The following is a 17,253-nucleotide window of genomic DNA, read 5'->3' as shown; positions in this document are numbered from 1 at the left end:
CCCCCAGGGATCGTGTGCTGTGCGCCGTGATCGGCCGGACCCGTGGCCGCTGCTCAGAGCCCCGTTCGGCGCCACAGGGCGGCAACCGAGGAAGCTTCTCCCACCGGCCCCGACCTGAACCGCCCGCAGACCGCCCCGCCACCCGCGTAAGGAGAACACCATGCTGGTCCACCCCTGGGACGCCGCCCTGGACAAGAACGAATGGCAGGACTGGATCGCCCAGGGCCACGACTTCGGACAGCTCTGCGTCAACGGCCTGCCGGGCGACCCGCCCCTGACCGTCCCCACCCACTTCACCGTCGACGAGAACCACCTCCTGATCCACCTGGCCCGACCCAACCCGGTCTGGAAGGCGATCGAGCGCGATGCCGACGTCGCCTTCACCGTCATCGGCGACTACGCCTTCATCCCCGGCCCCTGGCGCGCCCCGGCCGGAACCCCGCCCCACGATGGCGTCCCCACCAGCTACTACACGGCCGTCCGGTTCACCTGCCGCGCCGCCATCATCGACGACCCCGAGGCCAAGGCCGAGCTGCTGCGCCGCCAGATGGCGCACTTCCAGCCCGACGGCGACCACGCTCCCGTCGCCGTCGACCAACCCCCCTACGGGCGGATGCTGTCCGGCATCCGCGGCCTGCGCCTGGAGGTCACCCAGGTTCTGGCCAAGTTCAAATACGACGACCACAAACCCGTCGAGCACCGCACCAACGTCGCCGACCGCCTCACCGAACGGGGCCGGGGCCTGGACGCGCCCACCGCGCACCAGCAGCGCCGCCGCCTGGACCGCATCGGCCCCTGGAAGCCCTGACCCGCCCTTTCGGGCACACACCCGGGACTTCGCTTCCCCCGCACGTCCGCGCAGGCTGTCAGCATGGTCGGGTGGCCGGTCCGCTCCGCGATGACGTGCGGGACTGCTCGACCCCACACCATGTGGGCCACCTGGTCACCCGCACCGGCGAGGCCGTCACCACCACCCGCTACGGCCGCCCCGAAGCCGTGCTCGTGTCCGCCGAGGCCTACGAGGAACTGCGCCAACTGCGCCGCGACCGCGACCGCCGCCGCGTCACCGAACTGGCCGCCGCTGACGAGCGCGGCGAGACCACCTGGACCCGCTCCCCCGCCCGCAGCCGCCAGGAGCTGGTGGACGGCCTCGGCGACGCCCTCGACCTGTGAGCCTGCGCACCGTGCTGTGGGGCCCGAGACCCCGGCCGCCGCCCGCGCCCTGCTGGCCGCCGCGGCCACCGGCCCCCGCATGACGCGATCCCCGATCCGACACCTGACACCATCCTTGTGCGGGAGGCGGTGTGCTGGAGCACGCCTTTCCCGCCGTTCCACGGCGATCCAGCGGGCCGCGGCCAGGCGGGTCCTCGGCGGCGTTCACCGGCTCTTTCCGCTCCTGGGATTGGTGTGGGTGGACGGCGGTCGACGCCCGGCCGGTGGACCGGGCCGCCGAGTCGGAGGCGTACCTGCGCGAGCGCCGGATCCCGTTTCCGAACCGGGCCGTCTCCACCGCTGAACCCCGCGGTGGTCCTCCCGGCCCCCTACCCCTGCCAGTCGCGGGCCTGGGCGCACAGGTCCGCGAACCCCGCCAGCACCCGCAACTCGGCGACCGAACGGGGAGCCGCACCGACCAGGTCCGGCGAGTACACCAGCGCCGCCAGCACCTGGGCGCGCGACAGCGCCACGTTGAGACGGTTGCGCGACAGCACGAAGTCCAGCCCGCGCGCCGCCTCGACCGCCCCCGACACCGTCATCGAGCACACCACCACCGGCGCCTCCTGGCCCTGGAACCGGTCGACCGTGCCCACCCGCACCCCCTCCAGCCCCGCGTCCGCCAACGCGGCGCGCAGCGCCCGCACCTGCAGGTTGAACGGCGCGACCACCAGGACGTCACCGCCGGTGAGGGGACGCGGGGCCGCCCCCGGTTCGCAGAAGTCCACTCCCACCAGCCGGGAGACCACCTCCACCACCGCCGCGACCTCCTCGGGGCTGTGGGTGCTGCGCCCGCTGTGCGCGACGACGCGTCGGTACAGGCCCGCGTCGATCCCCTCCAGGTGGCGGCGCGCCGCCACCGGGTGGGCATGCAGCCGCCCCCGGTAGGCCAGCCGCGACACCGGTTCGCACACCCGCGGGTGCATGCGGCGGGTCTGGTCCAGAAAGTAGCCCCTCGACGCGTCGATGATCTCGGTGTCGCCCACCAGGTGCTCCAACGCCGAGGAGTCGGCGCCCTCACCGTGGGTGCCCTGCACCACCTGCGGCAACTGCTGCGGATCCCCCAACAGCACCAGGTCGCGGGCTGACGCGGAGACCGCGAGGGTGTCGGCGAGCGCGAACTGGCCCGCCTCGTCGACGATCAGCACGTCCAGCGGGGTGGCGCGCATGCTGTCGTTGGCGAAGTTCCACGCGGTGCCCCCCACCACGAACCCGCCGTCCTGTTCGGCACACCACCGCACCAACTCCCTGACCTGCCGGGGCTGGTGCCAGGCCAGCGCCGGATCGGGCCGGTCGGCGGGGCGCTTGGCGCACGGCAGCGCCACACCGGCCTCCGCGGCGGCCCGCACGGCCGCGCCCAGGACGTTCTCGATGGCCTTGTGGCTGGTGGAGCAGACCCCCACGCTCCTGCCGGAGGCGACCAGGTGGGTGATCAGCCGGGCCGCCAGATACGTCTTGCCCGCCCCCGGCGGCCCCTGCACGGCCAGATAGGAGGAGTCCAGGCGGTCGACGGCGGCGATCACCGCGGCCACCGCGTCACCGTCGAAGTCCCGCGGATCCGGCAGCGGTCCGCCGCCGCGCAGCCGGGGCGGCACCCGACGCAGCACGTCCAACCCGGCACAGGTCACCGTGTCGGGCAGTGCGGCCACCGCCCGTTCGGCCACCTCCCACAGCGCCTGGTCCTTGGGGGCCGAACGCACCGGGGAGCCCGGCAGCACCGCCAGCGGACGGCGGTCGTGCTCGGCGCCGGTGTCGCACTTCTCCACCACCGCGACCCGGTCGGCGGAGGCGTGCTCCACCGTGACCGGCACCGTGTCGGCGGCCTGCCCGGGCGGCCCCGGATACAGCAGCCGCACCTGCTCGCCCGTGGTGAAGGGATGCGGGCGACCGGTGTCGGCGAACAGTTCCACCCGCCGCCACGCCTTGCGCTGCCGCCCCTGCGGGGGGTTCCACTCCCCGGCGCGCACCCGCAGCGGCACCAGGCAGTCGGTGTCGGCCTCCAACTCCTCCACCGGAGCGGCCAGGCGGCGGAAGAAGTCCCACCACAGCGGCGCCTCCTCCCGCCGGTAGTAGCCGACCAGCGCCGCCAGCAGCGCCCGCGCCCGCTCCTCGACGCCGCGCTGCCGCGGCTCCTCGGGCACCCCCGCCAGCAGCGGGCCGGTCAACGCGCTGAGCCGCTCCTCGACCTCGGCGCGGCGGCGGGCGGCCTCGGCGGCGCGTTCGGCGTCGCCGTCCTCCACCGGAGCCGAGGCCACCGGCCGCGCACCCACCCCGTGCTCGACGCGCAGCCGCTCCAACCAGTCGCGCAGCCGCGCGGTGGACACGCAGTCGTCGCGGTTGTAGGCGGCGATGTCGGCGAGGATCCGCTCCGCCTCCGCGGTGTCCCCGGCCTCGCACGCCCCCAGGTGGGCGGCGTAGGCATCAATGCTGGAGGCGGCCGTCACCACCGCCCCCGACCGGTACTGCTCCAGGTAGAGAGGCTCCAGGTACTTGATCGAGTAGGAGCGCTGCGACACCCGCAGGCTCTTTTTGACCACGGTGTACAGATCGACCAGGCGGCGCTGCCGCAGCAGCTCGTCCACCTCGGTCTCGCGCGTGCCGAACGCGGCCGCCAGTGTCTTGAGCCGGTCGGCCTCATAGGAGGCGTAGTGGTAGACGTGCGCGCCCTCGTGGGCGTCGATGCGCTCGCACACGAAGTCCACGAACGCCTCGAACGCCCGCCGCTCCTGGGCGCGGTCGTGCGCCCAAAACGCGTGGAAACGCCCGTCGTCGCAGGTGAGGGCACCGAACAGGTACTCCAGGCCGCGGCCCTCGTGGTAGGGGTAGCCCTCCATGTCGAAGAACACGTCGCCGGGGGAGGGCTCGGGCAGCATCGCCAGACCGTCGTCGGCGTAGACGGTGGCGATGACCGTGCCGGTGGGGTTGTCGGGGCTTCGGGTGGCGTCCTGGCGCACCTGCAGGGCGGCCTGCTCCCGCAGCCGCGCATAGGAGTGTCGGGGCAACGTCGCGGGCCGGTCCTCCTCGCGGGCGCACGCCAACGCGTCGATGGTGGCGATGCCGGCGTCGCGGAGTTTCGCGATCTGGTCGCCCCTGATGCCCGCCACCAGGCTCAGATGCCGGTCGCGGGCACGCCCCTCGGCGCACAGCGCCGCATAGCCGCAACTGTCGCAGGCCGCGCACGGCTCGCCCCACAGCGGCGCGGGCAGCGCGGGCGACTCGGCGATCCGCAGCAGCAGCCGGTGGCGCACCTGCGGCAGCAGGGGAAGGTACTCGGCCACGCGCAGCGTGTGGGTGCGGCCGTCCCCGGTGAGCAGGTGCATGAACTCCGGCTCCCCCAGCCCGGTGCGGCCCAGCGCCTCGGCGTAGGCGGCCAACTGCAGCACCGCGCCGGGGCGCACCCGGTGGGCGAGTTTGGCGTCCCACGGCTCGTGGCGGACCTTGGCGTCGACGTCGCGGCGACGCCCGGTGGCCGGGTCCACGGCGGTGCTGATCAGGAAGTCGGCGCGGCCGTGGAAGGCCACGCCCGGACGCACGGGCTCGTAGAAGACCCCCTGGTAGACCACGGGGGCCCCGGCGAGCACGGCCTCGCGGGTGGCCTCGGCCGCCGCGGTCAGGTCGGCGTGGGTGGGGCGGGGATTGTCGATGACCACCACGTCGTCGCCGAACAGGTCGACCAGCCGCTGCAGTTCGGCGTGCTCGTGGGCCTCGCCGCCGCGCGCCACCAGCGCGTCCAGCGGCTCGGGCGCGGGAGCGCCGTCCACTCCGGCGGCCAGCGCGTGTTTGAGCGCGCTGCGGTGCCCGCACTCCATCGCGTCCACGAGATCGGTGGGTGAGAACACCCACCCCGATCCGGTTCGGAACACTCGCCACCCCCGCGTCTCAGGACTCGCGGGGCATTCTGCCATGTCGCACCGTCACCGGCGGCCCTCACCGCCGCGCCTGCCGGCACGCGGCGGCGCGCACGCCACCGGGCCGCACCCCAGCCGTGCGGGGCGCGGCCCGGTGCGGTGCGAGTCCTCAGTCCTGGGAGATAGCGACGCGGCGGGGCTTGCCCTGGTCGCTCTTGGGAGCGGTGACGGTGAGCACCCCGTTGTCGAGCCTGGCCTGGACACCTTCGGGGTCGATGTCGCCCGGCAGCAGGGTGCGGTACTCGAACTGGCCGTAGCGGCGCATCCGCCGGTGGGTGCGCACCCCCTCCCTCTCCTGCTGCCTGGTCTCTCCGGAGATGACCAGTTCGTTGCCGCTGACCTGGATGTCGATGTCGTCCTTGGCCAGCCCCGGAACCTCGACCTCCACGATGTAGGAGTCCTCGCCCTCGGACACGTCCGCGAGCGGCGTCCACATCATCGTCCCGGAGGCCGCCGGCTCACCCAGGGTGGACTCCAGCAGCCGTCCCATCCGGTCGTAGAGCTCCTCGAACTCGGGAAACGGATTCCACTGCGTGGGAATCAGCCGCTCCCGGCGACGGGTCACGGGAAGTGCCATCGCGATCATCCTTCCTGTTCGGCACCAAACCGGTGCGCGGACACGGGCCGTTGCGCGCCCACGCCACCGGCGCGGCTACCGAGAACCCGCACCCGTCACACGCCCGCGCCGCGGCTTTTACGGAATCGGGAAAGGGGCCCGCCCCGGGCCGCCGACAGTCCCGGGCCGCCACCCCGGGGCGGGCACCCGCACCAGCCGGGACAGGGAGAACACCGCACACACCCACGCCCGTGGTCGCCGCGGCCAGCGCCACGGCGACCACGGGCGGCAACGGCGGAGTGACGGCGCCGAGGTGGTCGGCGTGCCCGGCGGCACGGAACGCGCCACCCGGGCGGCGGCGATCGGCGTGGCCGCCGCCGCGACGAACAGGAGACGGCGGATACCCGCAGCCGAGGACCGGCGCCCCGGAGAGACGCACCGGCCCCTGGCGGGAATGGCCGCATACGGCCACCGCGGCGGGTCAGTCCACCACCTTCCAGGAGACCTGGATCACCCCCTGGCTGGGCGAGGCGATCGCGGAGAACGCGGCGGTGCTCAGGTCGAGGCAGCGGCCGGCGACGTAGGGGCCCCGGTCGTTGATGCGCACCGTGACACTGCGGCCGTCGGCGATGTTGGTGACCTCGACCATGGTGCCGAACGGCAGGGTCTTGTGCGCCGCGGTCAGCGCCGTCGGGTCGAAGGTCTCCCCCGAGGCGGTGGGCTGCGGATCACCGTACATGGACGCCTCGCACTGTCCCGCCTGCCCGGAGGCGCCCTCCTGCCCGGCCTCGGAGGCGGCGGGGGCCTGCTGGGCCGCCGCCGCGTCGACCCGGGCGGTGCGCACCCCGTCGGCCACGGCCTCCTCGCGCACCTGGGTGGCCCGCTGGCGTTCCCGCTCGTCCAGCGGCGCGGCCGAGGCCTGCCCGATCGGCGGGGCTTCGGGGATGACGGCGGCGCTGACCGCCTGGTCGGCGGAGGCGTCCAGGTCACCGAACGTCACCGCGGCGGCGCCTCCCGCGGTGAGCACGGCCACGGCGGCGGCGGTGGCGACAGCGCGGCTGGGCCTGCGTGCCAGCAGACGCGACAGGGATCTTCTACCCACGGTGATGAGTCCTTCGGTGAGACGACAGGAGAGCACGCCGCACGGCCGGATCGGCGACGCCGCCGGACACGGCGGGCGGCGCGGCGTCGCCGCCCGGGGCACGGGGCAGCGGGGTCCACGGCCGCGACGGGCGTGCACGCCGTGCACGCGAGCCGACGACCGGCCGTCACCGGCTGTGACCCGCACCCGTGTCTACCCGCCCCGCACGCTGCCGGTCAAGGACCACCGAAGCGCCCCCGACCGTCGCCTCGCCCGCCGGGGACTCCGTTCCCGCGTGCCGGATCCGCCTCAGACGCGGCGCGGCACCGCGACCCGCGCCAGGTCCTCGGCCAGCACGATGTCGCCGTCGAAGTGCTCGGCGGCCTCCGCCACGAACCGCGCGTCGTCGTCGCTGCCGTAGCGTTCGGAGATGTGGGTCAGCACCACGCGGCGCACCCCGGCGCGCGCGGCGACGTATCCGGCCTGCGCGGCGGTCAGGTGCCGGTAGCGTTCGGCCAGGTCGGCATCGGCGTCGAGAAAGGTCGCCTCGATCACCAGCAGGTCGGCGCCCTCGGCCAACCGGATCGCGTTGTCGCACAGGCCGGTGTCCATCACGAACGCGAACACCTGCCCTCGCCTGGGGACGCTGTGGTCGGCCAACTCCACGCGCCGCCCCGCCGCGTCCACCACGAACCCCTCGGCCTTGAGCCGGCCCACCGCCGGACCGCGGATCCCGCGCTCGGCGAGCCGGTCGGCCAGCATCCGCACACTGTCGGGTTCGGCGATCCGGTAGCCGTAGGTGGGGATCGAGTGGTGCAGCGGCAGCGCGGTGACCACCAGGTCCTCCTCCCCCGCCACGACCGCCTCCTGCCCGGCCACGGGCTGGGCCTCCACGACGTCGGTGTCGACGAAGGAGGTGGCGTGCCGCAGCCGCTCCCAGTAGGCCTGGGCCTGCCCGGGGTAGGCCACCCGCACCGGGTGGTCGACGCGGTCGCGGGCGATGCGCTGCACCACCCCGGGCAGACCCAGGCTGTGGTCGCCGTGGAAGTGGGTGACGCAGATGCGGGTGATGTCGTGCGCGGCCAGGCCCGCGTGCCGCATCTGCCGCTGGGTGCCCTCACCGGGGTCGAACAGGATGCCGTGGGCGTCCCAGCGCAGGAAGTAGCCGTTGTGTCCGCGCCGCTTGGTCGGAACCGCGCTGGCGGTGCCCAGGATGGTGAGTTCGCGCGTCGACATGCCGCCGATTCTGCCAAGTCCGCCCGGTGGGCGCCCGCCCTTTTTACGGTCACCGGCCGCCCCGCACCCCGCCCCCGCCTTGGCCCCCGCGGGGTTTCGGACACACACCCCCCACGTTTTCCCAGCTCGCCAAGGCCCCAGTGGAAGACCTGACGCGGCGGCGGGATTTTCGGACACCGGGAGCGGCGCTGTCCGCAAACCCCGCGAGGGCGGGGTCAGGTGCGGCGGGGACGGTCGGTCCACACGTCCTCGCCGTGGTGGTCGCCTCCGCTGGGCGCCAGGCCGAGGGAGCGGGCCACCGCGGCCGACGGCGCGTTGCGCGGGTCGATGTGCGCGGTGACGGTGCCCACACCCCGCTCGCGCAACCACCCCATCAGGGCGCGCGACGCCTCGGCGGCGTATCCGCGGCGCTGCCAGGCCGTGCCCACCATCCAGGAGATGACGGCGCGCATCCCGCCCACGTCGGGACCGACGACGGCCTGCACCATGCCCACGGCCCGACCGTCCGCGGCCTGGCGCACCGTCCAGGTGCACCAGGACACCCCCGGCTCCTCCGCGCCCGCGACCAGGTCGGCATAGCGCTCGCGCAGCCGCTCCTCGTCGGGCGGCTCACCGCCGAGGAAGCGGTACAGGGCCGGGTCGGCCAGCGCCTCGGCCATCTCGGCGGCGTCGTCGACACGCAGCGGGTCCAGGCGCAGCCGCGCGGTGCGTATCGGCTCCGCCTCCAGGACCCGCATTCGGCGGGCACGCGGTCGGGTGGTCATGGTCTCCAGGGTTGTTCCCGCCCGCCGCCGACTCAAGCAGGGCCACCCCCGCAGACCGCGTCCGCGGCCCGACCTCCCCGCCCCACGGGGAAAGAACAGCCGCCCGCCGCGCAAGGCCGAGTTCGGGTCCGTGCCCCGGGCCCGCCGAACCGTCGACGGACCGCACCGGTGACTCAGGCGGCCGTGCGGGCGAGCGCGGCGACGACCTCGACCGCCCGGTCGAGTTCGGCCTCGGTGTTGTAGTAGTGCGGGGAGAACCGCACCAGCGGAGGCAGACCGCGCCGCTCGGTGTCGAACGGCGTGTGGTCGGCGGCGGTGACCGAGACGTTGACGCCGTGGCGGGCGAGCGCGGCGGCGACGTCGGCGGCGGGCAGGGAGGCGACCGTGGCGGTGACGATGGCGCACCGCTGCCGCCCCAGATCGTGGGTGGCCAGGCCCGCCACGGCGTCGAGACGCTCACGCAGGCGGGCGCCGAGCGCGACGGATCGCCGACCGATCCGGTCCAGCCCCACGCCGAGGGCCTGGCGCACGGCCGCGCCCAGGCCCAGGACGTTGGAGGGGCTCATCTCCCAGGTCTCGAAGCGCCGCGCGCCGCCGTTCCAGGTGAAGCCGCGCCCGCCGTCCCAGGTGGCGGCCTTCAAAGAGACGGCGTGGGGCTCCAGGTACTCCAGCGCCTCGGTGCGCACCCACAGAAAACCGGTGCCGCGCGGCCCGCGCAGGAACTTGCGGCCGGTGGCGCAGAGCATGTCGCAGCCGATCCGGTCGACGTCGACCGGGAACTGCCCCACCGACTGGGTGGCGTCCAGCAGGAAGGGAACTCCGGCGGCCCGGGTGATCCGGCCGATCTCGGCGACCGGGGTGATGAGTCCGCCGCTGGTGGGGACGTGGCTGACCGCGACCAGCCTGGTGCGCTCGTCGACCAGGTCGGCCAGCGCGGCGGTGTCGATCTGCCCCGACTCGTCGTCGGGGACCACGACGATCTCGACGCCGGTGCGCCGGGCGGCCCGCAGGTAGGCCAGCGCGTTGCTGCCGTACTCGGCCCGGCAGGTCAGGATCCGGTCGCCCGGGCTGAGGGCCACGGCGGAGAACGCGGCACTCCACGCGCGGGTGGCGCTGTCGAACAGCGCCACCTCCTCGGCCCGTCCGCCCACGAGTTCGGCGATGTCGGCGTAGACGGCGCCGATGCGCTCCGCCTCCCGGTCGGCGGCCTCGTAGCCACCGATGGCGGCCTCCAGTTCCAGGTGGGAGGTCATCGCCCGCAGCGTCTGCTCGGACAGCAGTCCCGCCCCGGCGTTGTTCAGGTGCACCCTGTGGGCGCACCCGGGGGTGTCCCTGCGCAGTGCCTCGATGTCCATGGAGAAGGTTCCTCGTCGACGGGACCGGTGTGCCGTGCCCACGCTGCCACACCGGTGCGGACCCGCGGGAACCGGGCCGCCGGCGGGCGCACCGGCGGCCTCCTGCGCTCAGCGCAGGACCGAGAAGTTCGCCCGGAACACCCCGTGCGGGTCGCGGGAGCGCTTGACGGCGCGCAGCCGCTCCAGGGTCTGGGCGTCGAAGGCGTCCGCCGCCCGCTCACCCGGTACCAGGAAGGTGTAGGGCTTGGGTCCGCCCGCCCGGGCACCGAGCGCCTCGACCAGCTCGGCCCTGCGGGAGGCCACGGCCTGCCGCAGGCGCGGCAGGCCCAGACCCAGCAGGTGCACCAGGTAGGGCTCGGTGAGCGGGCCGCGCGCACCGGCGCCGGGCCGGGGCTCGGCGAGCGCGCCGCCCAGGTGCCGCACCTGGATGTTGACCAGCGGCGCGACCGGCCCGTCGGTCAGGGCCCGTGCCGTCTCCGCGTCGAGGCCGGTGAGCAGTTCGGTGTGCCCCAGCCCCGGGGTGGGGTCGGTCGGCTCGGCGGTGATGTCTCCCAGCCTCTCGACCGGCAGCACGGCGCGCGTGTCGGCCAGTGCGCCGCCGATCTTGTCCAGGCGGGCCAGCGCCGCCCTGCCCTCCTGGGGGTCTCCCAGGTAGGCGGCGTCCACGGCCACCACGGGCGGGGCCTCGGGGAGCTGGAAGCGCTGGAACCACACCGACAGCTCGCGCGGCGCGTTCCCGGTGATCTCCACGAACGCCTCGAACACCTCGGCGGTGCGTTCTCCCGGCCACACCACCCGTCCGCCGTACAGGCCCGGCGCGGGGTACAGTTCCACCTCGACCGCGGTCACCACGGCGAAGTCGCCCCCGCCGCCGCGCAGCGCCCACCACAGGTCGGGGTTCTCCTCGGCGCTGACCCGCGCCCGGTCGCCGTCGGCGTCGACGATGTCGAAGGCGCGGACCGCGTCACAGGCCCAGCCGTGCCTGCGGCCGAACCAGGACAGCCCGCCACCCAGGGTGTAGCCCACCACGTTGATGCGGGGCATGCTGCCGGCCAGGCCGGTCAGGCCGTGCGGGGACGCGGCCCGCTGCACCTGCTCCCAGCGGGCCCCGGCGCCGATGCGGGCCGTGCGCCGCTCGGGGTCCGCCTCCACGCCGTCGAGGCGGCCGGTGCGCAGCAGGATCACCCCGTCGGTGTCGCCGGAGGCGCCGTGCCCGTTGGGCTGGGCCGCCACGGACAGGCCCCTCCGGCGGGCACAGCGCACCAGGGCGGCGACGTCGTCGGCGTCCGCGGCCTCCACCACGGCGGCCACCGGCTGGTCCACCGTCAGGTTCCAGGCCCGGCATGCCTGGGCGAAACCGTCGTCGCCGGGCAGCAGCACGCTGCCCCGGACGGCGGTGCGGAGATCGTCTGCGGGCATGGCGGGATCCTCACTGCTCGGGTCTCTTCGTTCGCGGCCGGACCTGACGTGCGGGCGGGTTCCGGCGCGGTCCACCGTCTATGACGGAGCGGGAGCGGCAAAGTTGGTCACGAAAGGGGCACGAATCCCGGGGTGTCTTCGTCGCCTCCGCTCCCGCGCCGGAGCGGAGGGTGTGCTGGTGGAGGCTGCGGCCGTGGACGCGGGTTCCCGGCCGGTACGCAGCGGCAGTGCTGTTGGCGGGCGCGTCACAGTTCGGGCAGTCGTGGCGTTCCACCGCCGATGCGGCCCGACAGGGCGCCAAGTCCATTGCAGACGGCGACCCGCGAAACCATGATCGCCTCCTGGTCCTCCGCAGAACCGCCACCACCTGCCGCCCAATCGCGGAAGGCGGGTGGCCGGAGGTCACCCGGTGGTGTGAGCGACAGGTGGCGGCGGTCCACGAGGAATCCGCCCGGCGCCCACGCGGCCGCCACCACCCCGAGCACCGGGACCAGAAGTCACGATCCGGTACTCGAACATCCCGGCAAGCACCCGCTGCCTCGGAACGCCCTCAACCACGGACGGGAAAAACCCGGTGAGGTCGGCCGTGCCGGGATCGGCGTACTTCGCGGGGCTTCGATCTGGCGGGGAAGGACACCGGACCGCGCCGAACCCGGCCGGAGACAGGTCCCGCCCCTGTCACGCCACAACCGCGCGCTCAGCCGGCGGCGGCGCCGAACCACCTGGGCAGCTGGCTGGACAGATCCTGCTGGTCTTCACCGACCCACGCCACGTGGCCGTCCGGCCGCAGCAGTACGGCGGGCACGTCCAGTTCCTCGCTGGCATCGGTGACGTGGTCGACCCGGTCCGCCCAGCCCGCCACCGAGAGCCGACCGGTCTGGTCGAGCAGTAGCCCGCGGCCGCCGTGCATCAGCTCATAGAGGCGCCCCCGCTCCAGCCGCACGTCCCGCATCCGCCGTCCGAGCAGTTCGTGCCCCTCGCCGAAGTCGTAGCGGACCCCGATCGCGGTGATCTTCTCGATCAGGTACCGGTTCACCTCCTCGAAGTCCATCAGTTCCGACACCAGTTGGCGCACCGCCCGGGGTCCCGGTTCGAGGGACATCAGCTCCGATTGCGCGCGGGTGTTGTTCAGCACGTCGGCGGCCACCGGGTGCCGCTCGGTGTGGTAGCTGTCCAGCAGCCCCCGCGGCGCCCAGCCGCCGACCTGGGCGGCCAGTTTCCAGCCGAGGTTGAACGCGTCCTGGATACCGAGGTTGAGCCCCTGCCCGCCGAGCGGAGCGTGGACGTGTGCCGCGTCGCCGGCCAGCAGCACCCGGCCGACCCGGTAGCGCTCGGCCAGCCGGGTGGCGTCGCCGAACCGGGAGAGCCAGCGCGGTGAGTGCGCGCCGAAGTCGGTGCCGGCGAACACGCGCAGCCGCTGCCTGAACTCCTGCAGGGTCGGCGGGACCGTGCGGTCCTCGGCCACCCCCTCGGCGGGCACGACCATGCGGTACACCCCCTCCCCGAGGGGCCCGGCGCCGAACCCGCGATGGGTCTTGCGGACCTCCGCGACGATGGCGGCGATCGTCGCCGGGTCCTCGGTCACCTCCATCTCGCCCAGCAGCCACTCGGTCCTGGCGGGCTCACCGGGGAAGCCGACACCGAGCAGCTTGCGCACCGTGCTGCGGCCGCCGTCGCAGCCGACGAGGTAGCGCGAGCGCAGCCGCGTGCCGTCGGCCAGCTCAGCGGTCACCCCGTCCTCGTCCTGGCTCAACCCGACCAGCTCGCGGCCGCGCCGGACCTCGGTGCCGAGCTCGGCGGCGCGCTCGGCCAGCAGTCGGTCGACGACGGGCTGCGGGATGCCGAGGACGTAGGAGTGCGTGGTGTCCAGCCGGTCCGGCCACGGCTTGTCGATACCGGCGAAGTAGCCGCCGAGCACGTATTTTCGGCCGTGTGCGAGGAACCGCTCCAGCAGGCCGCGCTGGTCCATCACCTCGATGCTGCGCACGTGCAGACCGAGCGCGCGCACGACCTCGGTCGGCTCCGTCTCCTTCTCCAGCACGAGCGCGCGCACGCCGTGCAGCCGCAGTTCACCGGCCAGCATCAAACCGGTCGGCCCACCGCCGACCACGATCACGTCGATCATGGAAATCCCCGTTCAACAAGGTTGGGTTGCATTTCGGTCAGCTGTTCCGCGCACTTCGGCGGCGCGCGCACCCGCACTTCCGCGCCGATTTCCCGCAATCGCACCGCGAGCCCATTCGACGTCCCGCGCACCCCACACGTCGACAAAAGCACGCGTGCGCCGCGAATTCCCGAATTTCCGCAGGTTCTGGCTTCGATCGACGATTCTGCAGCACAACCCGGGTCTTGCCGCAAGCCCCCCGGTGTGCTATACATTAGAAATGGCAAGGAGGAACCAAACTCCTTGCCTTTGTCTTTTGTTCCGCTGTGAACGGACCAGCTCCTCCCGAAGCGGTGAGGTGCCGCGTACGGCGACACCGCCGCCAGCCGGGAGAGCGGCGCGGAAGCTGTAGCGGCCCGGCACGTTGTTCAGCACGCCGGGCCCGCGTGCTTCGGCGGGCAACGCCCGTAGCTGCTCGACAGCGGCGTCCAGAGAACGGATGGTCCACAGCACCGCGGCGTCGAGAACCAGGCCGAGCCCGCCGAACCGGTCCTCCCGCCCCGTCCGGTACGCCTGCGTGGTCCGCCCGCGCTCGGAGTGGCCGATGTCCCCGACCAGCTTGTGAAGGGACTCCTCCACGGTGGGCCGCCGGTTCGCCAGGATGTGCGGCGACGGCCCGGCGTCGACGACCCGCTCGGACACCACGAATCGCAGCCCGTCCACCGAGGCGAACAGGCCCCCGCCCCACCGCTCCACGATCGGCACCCGCCCCCGCACGACCACCCGCACGCGACCACACCGAAGCCCCCACCCGGACCAGCCGCCGTCGGCGGACACGGGCCGCTCCACCTCCCCGACCCCCACCACCTCGGTACGCGCCCTAACGCCCCCTCACACCTGCCCCATGCGCGAGACCGGAGCGGAACGGGCAGACCCCACCGAGCGCCCACGGATGATCCACTCGGCCACGGCGATGTTGATCACCCAGCCGGCGCCCATGAGCACCGCCCTGCTGAGTTCGCCGGGGGCGCCGAGCAACAGCGCCCACGGCAGGTGGGTCAGCACCTGGGTGCCCGCGCCCTGACCGATCGCGTAACCGCGGATCATCCAGGCGCTGTGCCCGGCGATGTCGCGCCGCCGCACCGCGACGAAGCCGAGGACCAAAGACAGGACCATGGCCGAGCCGAACACGAGCCGCAGGAGGGTGAGCAGGTCGCCGTCACCCTCGGGACGGGGGTAGAACAGGGTCATCCACAGCCCCGAGAACGCCGAGAGGAGCCCGAGCGGGACCAGGAGCAGCCCGGCGGCACGGTGCCAGCCGATCCGCCGACGACGGAAGCGGGGGGCGAACTGGAAGGCCCCCCACACGCAGTACACGACGGAACTGATGATGTGCAGCACCACGGGTGTGGGCGAGGCGAAGAACCGGGCGTTTTCCGGCGTGATCTGCGCGCCACCGGCCAGCTCGCCCAGCCGGACGGCGCCGGCGAGCACAGGAACCGCACTGAGCAGGATCAACAGGGCGATCACGAGCCACTCGCGTCGGCTGGAGGAGGTCACAACGAGTCCTTTCGTGGTTGCGGCGACGCGACGTCGTGTCTGCTGTCGCCATGACTCGATCGTGACGGTCGAGGGGGCGTCGACTCATCGGAACATGGGCCTGAACCGGGTCGGCCGATAGTACGAGGACGGCTCCGTACTTCGGCCGCCCCCTCCACACGACTCCCCGGGTGCGGACCTCCACGAGAGGGCCGGTCACCGCCGAGAAGCGCCGCCGCCTCCGGACCGGTCCCTGAGCCGGTCGGTCTCGTAGGCCCACATGGCGGCCTCGACACGGTTACGGGCCCCGATCTTGGCCATCAGGCTGGCGATGTGGGTCTTGACGGTGCTGAGCGTGATGTGGAACTCGGCCGAGATCTCGCTGTTGGTCCGCCCGCGCGCCACGGCGACCAGGATCTGCTCCTCCCGGTCCGTGAGCGGCTCGACGGGCTGCACCGGCGACTCGGCGGGCCCGGTGTCGGCGAACGCCCGCAGCAGCCGCGCGGTGACGCTGGGGGCGATGAGCGCGTCCCCGACCGCGGCCGCACGAACCGCCTGGGCGAGCAGCTCGGGGCCGGCGTCCTTGAGCAGGAAGCCCCGGGCACCCGCCTTGAGCGCGGCGTGGACGTAGTCGTCCAGGTCGAAGACGGTGATGACGACGACGGCGAGCGGGTCGGCGACGCCCGGACCGGCGAGGGCGCGGGTGGCCTCGATACCGTCGACCCCGGGCATGCGGACGTCGAACAGGCACACGTCGGGCCGCAGCCGACGGGCGAGCGCGACCGCCTCCCGCCCGTCGGCGGCCTCACCGACGACGTCGATGCCCGGTTGGGCGTCGAGGATCATCGTCAGGCCGGTGCGGACGATCTCCTGGTCGTCGGCGACGACCACCCGGATACTCATGCCGCCCCACTCCGGGGCAGCACGGCGGTCACGGTCCACCCCCGACCGGGGTCTGGAGCGGCCTCACAGGTGCCGCCCAGCAGGTGGGCGCGTTCGACCATGCCGACGATCCCGTAGCCGGGCGCCGCCCCCGGGCGCAGCGAGCCGGTCTCGCCGTCATCGCTCACCCGCAGGCGCACCGACCTGTCGTCGGCGGTGACGCGGACCTCGACGCGGGTGGCGTTGCGGGCGTGGCGCCGGGCGTTGGTCACCGCCTCCTGGGCCAGGCGGTAGACCGCCGTGCCCACGGGCGGAGGAAGCTCGTCGAGAGGGCCGTCGAGGTGCACCTCGACGGCCGGGCCCGACCCGCACCGACCCGCGAGCCGTTCCAGGTCACCGACGCGCGGACTGGGCGCCAGGTCCGCCGGTCCACCGCGGCGCAGGGCACGGACCATGGCACGCATCTCGGTGAGGGTGCGCGACGCCTCGGTCTCGATCACCCGCAGGGCGTCGACCGCGGCCCCCGGCCGCGACGCCGTGGCCAGTCCCGCCTGGGCGCGGACCGCCATCGCCGAGACGTGGTGGGCGACGGTGTCGTGCAGGTCGCGGGCCAGCCGCTCGCGTTCGAGCAACCGGACCCGGTCGAGTTCGCGGGCCCTGGCCCCCGCCCGGTACCGCAGTGCCGTGCCCAGGGCACCGACCGAGAACAGAACGGCGAACCCGCCGACCGCGTCGGCGAGACCGGGGCCGTCGAAGGCGAGCGAGAGGCCGAACTTGGCGAGCACCACCGCCGAGCCGGCCACGACCTCACGACCCGAACCCCACCGAAACAGCGCGTACGGCAGAAGCAGGAGATACCCCGTCGTGTACATCTCCGCGGCCCCGCCACCCGTCACCAGCGGAACCACTCCCGAAACGCCGAAGGCGACCACGAGCACCGGCAGCGGCCGGGAGCGGCGCCACAGCAGCGTGGGCACCAGCCCGACGGTGACCGCCACCGACAGGGCCGGAAGGTCCGGTCTCACCACCCCCTCCAGCACCACGGCCGCCGCGAACACCCCCACGAGTGCCCAGTCCCACCAGGCACGCGGCGGCGGAGAGGGGGAGGGGCGGGGCTCGTCCCACACGGAACGCACAAGGCCATACACGGGATCATGCTACGGGGACCGGACCCCGCCGCGGATCGGCCCAAAGTAC

The 17,253-nt window shown here is 73.8% G+C and carries 14 protein-coding genes; 2 read left to right on the top strand and 12 right to left on the bottom strand.

The annotated features are described in order from the left end of the window. Positions 1–160 precede the first annotated feature (160 nt). Positions 161–808, top strand: coding sequence for an FMN-binding negative transcriptional regulator (locus NI17_RS07505; protein WP_068693161.1), 648 nt, complete (start codon positions 161–163; stop codon positions 806–808). Between the two features lie 71 nt (positions 809–879). After that, a complete protein-coding gene (locus NI17_RS07500) occupies positions 880–1,173 on the top strand; it encodes a type II toxin-antitoxin system prevent-host-death family antitoxin (protein ID WP_170163013.1) in 294 nt (97 codons plus the stop codon). 368 nt (positions 1,174–1,541) lie between these two features. On the opposite strand, the gene NI17_RS07495 is transcribed toward NI17_RS07500, so the two are convergent. From NI17_RS07495 to NI17_RS07440, 12 genes are all read right to left on the bottom strand, one after another. Beyond that, the gene (locus NI17_RS07495; RefSeq protein ID WP_068693163.1) at positions 1,542–5,075 is read right to left on the bottom strand and encodes a TM0106 family RecB-like putative nuclease; all 3,534 of its coding nucleotides are present in this window, start codon (positions 5,073–5,075) and stop codon (positions 1,542–1,544) included. A 154-nt stretch (positions 5,076–5,229) separates the two neighbouring features. After that, the gene (locus tag NI17_RS07490; protein WP_068693203.1) at positions 5,230–5,697 is read right to left on the bottom strand and encodes an Hsp20/alpha crystallin family protein; all 468 of its coding nucleotides are present in this window, start codon (positions 5,695–5,697) and stop codon (positions 5,230–5,232) included. A 460-nt stretch (positions 5,698–6,157) separates the two neighbouring features. Then, on the bottom strand, positions 6,158–6,778 hold the full coding sequence (locus tag NI17_RS07485; RefSeq protein WP_068693164.1) for a septal ring lytic transglycosylase RlpA family protein: 621 nt from the start codon (positions 6,776–6,778) through the stop codon (positions 6,158–6,160). 288 nt (positions 6,779–7,066) lie between these two features. Further along, complete coding sequence (locus NI17_RS07480) at positions 7,067–7,993, bottom strand: ribonuclease Z (RefSeq protein WP_068693165.1); 927 nt, start codon at positions 7,991–7,993, stop codon at positions 7,067–7,069. Positions 7,994–8,208: 215 nt separating this feature from the next. Further along, positions 8,209–8,757, bottom strand: coding sequence for a GNAT family N-acetyltransferase (locus NI17_RS07475; protein ID WP_234402089.1), 549 nt, complete (start codon positions 8,755–8,757; stop codon positions 8,209–8,211). A 173-nt stretch (positions 8,758–8,930) separates the two neighbouring features. Next, on the bottom strand, positions 8,931–10,112 hold the full coding sequence (locus NI17_RS07470; protein WP_068693167.1) for an aminotransferase class V-fold PLP-dependent enzyme: 1,182 nt from the start codon (positions 10,110–10,112) through the stop codon (positions 8,931–8,933). 108 nt (positions 10,113–10,220) lie between these two features. Continuing rightward, positions 10,221–11,531 carry an FAD-binding oxidoreductase gene (locus tag NI17_RS07465; protein WP_068693168.1) on the bottom strand — a complete coding sequence of 437 codons (1,311 nt, stop codon included), beginning with the start codon at positions 11,529–11,531 and terminating at the stop codon, positions 10,221–10,223. 697 nt (positions 11,532–12,228) lie between these two features. Next, positions 12,229–13,656, bottom strand: coding sequence for a rifampin monooxygenase (gene rox / locus NI17_RS07460; protein ID WP_068693169.1), 1,428 nt, complete (start codon positions 13,654–13,656; stop codon positions 12,229–12,231). 246 nt (positions 13,657–13,902) lie between these two features. Beyond that, positions 13,903–14,424, bottom strand: a complete 522-nt coding sequence (locus NI17_RS07455; protein ID WP_199860144.1) for a Tn3 family transposase — start codon at positions 14,422–14,424, stop codon at positions 13,903–13,905. Positions 14,425–14,526: 102 nt separating this feature from the next. Further along, positions 14,527–15,195, bottom strand: coding sequence for a DUF2306 domain-containing protein (locus NI17_RS07450; RefSeq protein WP_068693171.1), 669 nt, complete (start codon positions 15,193–15,195; stop codon positions 14,527–14,529). A gap of 195 nt (positions 15,196–15,390) precedes the next feature. Then, positions 15,391–16,077 carry a response regulator gene (locus tag NI17_RS07445; RefSeq protein ID WP_068693172.1) on the bottom strand — a complete coding sequence of 229 codons (687 nt, stop codon included), beginning with the start codon at positions 16,075–16,077 and terminating at the stop codon, positions 15,391–15,393. Further along, positions 16,074–17,192 carry a sensor histidine kinase gene (locus tag NI17_RS07440; protein WP_341721519.1) on the bottom strand — a complete coding sequence of 373 codons (1,119 nt, stop codon included), beginning with the start codon at positions 17,190–17,192 and terminating at the stop codon, positions 16,074–16,076. The genes NI17_RS07445 and NI17_RS07440 overlap by 4 nt, the downstream gene beginning before the upstream one ends. Between the last annotated feature and the right edge of the window lie 61 nt (positions 17,193–17,253).

This window comes from Thermobifida halotolerans, assembly GCF_003574835.2.
Classification (GTDB): domain Bacteria; phylum Actinomycetota; class Actinomycetes; order Streptosporangiales; family Streptosporangiaceae; genus Thermobifida; species Thermobifida halotolerans.
Note: the sequence above shows the minus strand (reverse complement) of the source record. Positions and strands in the feature narration are given on the sequence as shown.

What these genes read in the sequence shown, in the direction of transcription:
- NI17_RS07475 (WP_234402089.1), bottom strand. Translation starts at nt 8,757, where the DNA reads ATGACCACCCGACCGCGTGCCCGCCGAATGCGGGTCCTGGAGGCGGAG.
- NI17_RS07480 (WP_068693165.1), bottom strand. Translation starts at nt 7,993, where the DNA reads ATGTCGACGCGCGAACTCACCATCCTGGGCACCGCCAGCGCGGTTCCG.
- NI17_RS07490 (WP_068693203.1), bottom strand. Translation starts at nt 5,697, where the DNA reads ATGGCACTTCCCGTGACCCGTCGCCGGGAGCGGCTGATTCCCACGCAG.
- rox (WP_068693169.1), bottom strand. Translation starts at nt 13,656, where the DNA reads ATGATCGACGTGATCGTGGTCGGCGGTGGGCCGACCGGTTTGATGCTG.
- NI17_RS07505 (WP_068693161.1), top strand. Translation starts at nt 161, where the DNA reads ATGCTGGTCCACCCCTGGGACGCCGCCCTGGACAAGAACGAATGGCAG.
- NI17_RS07465 (WP_068693168.1), bottom strand. Translation starts at nt 11,531, where the DNA reads ATGCCCGCAGACGATCTCCGCACCGCCGTCCGGGGCAGCGTGCTGCTG.
- NI17_RS07470 (WP_068693167.1), bottom strand. Translation starts at nt 10,112, where the DNA reads ATGGACATCGAGGCACTGCGCAGGGACACCCCCGGGTGCGCCCACAGG.
- NI17_RS07445 (WP_068693172.1), bottom strand. Translation starts at nt 16,077, where the DNA reads ATGAGTATCCGGGTGGTCGTCGCCGACGACCAGGAGATCGTCCGCACC.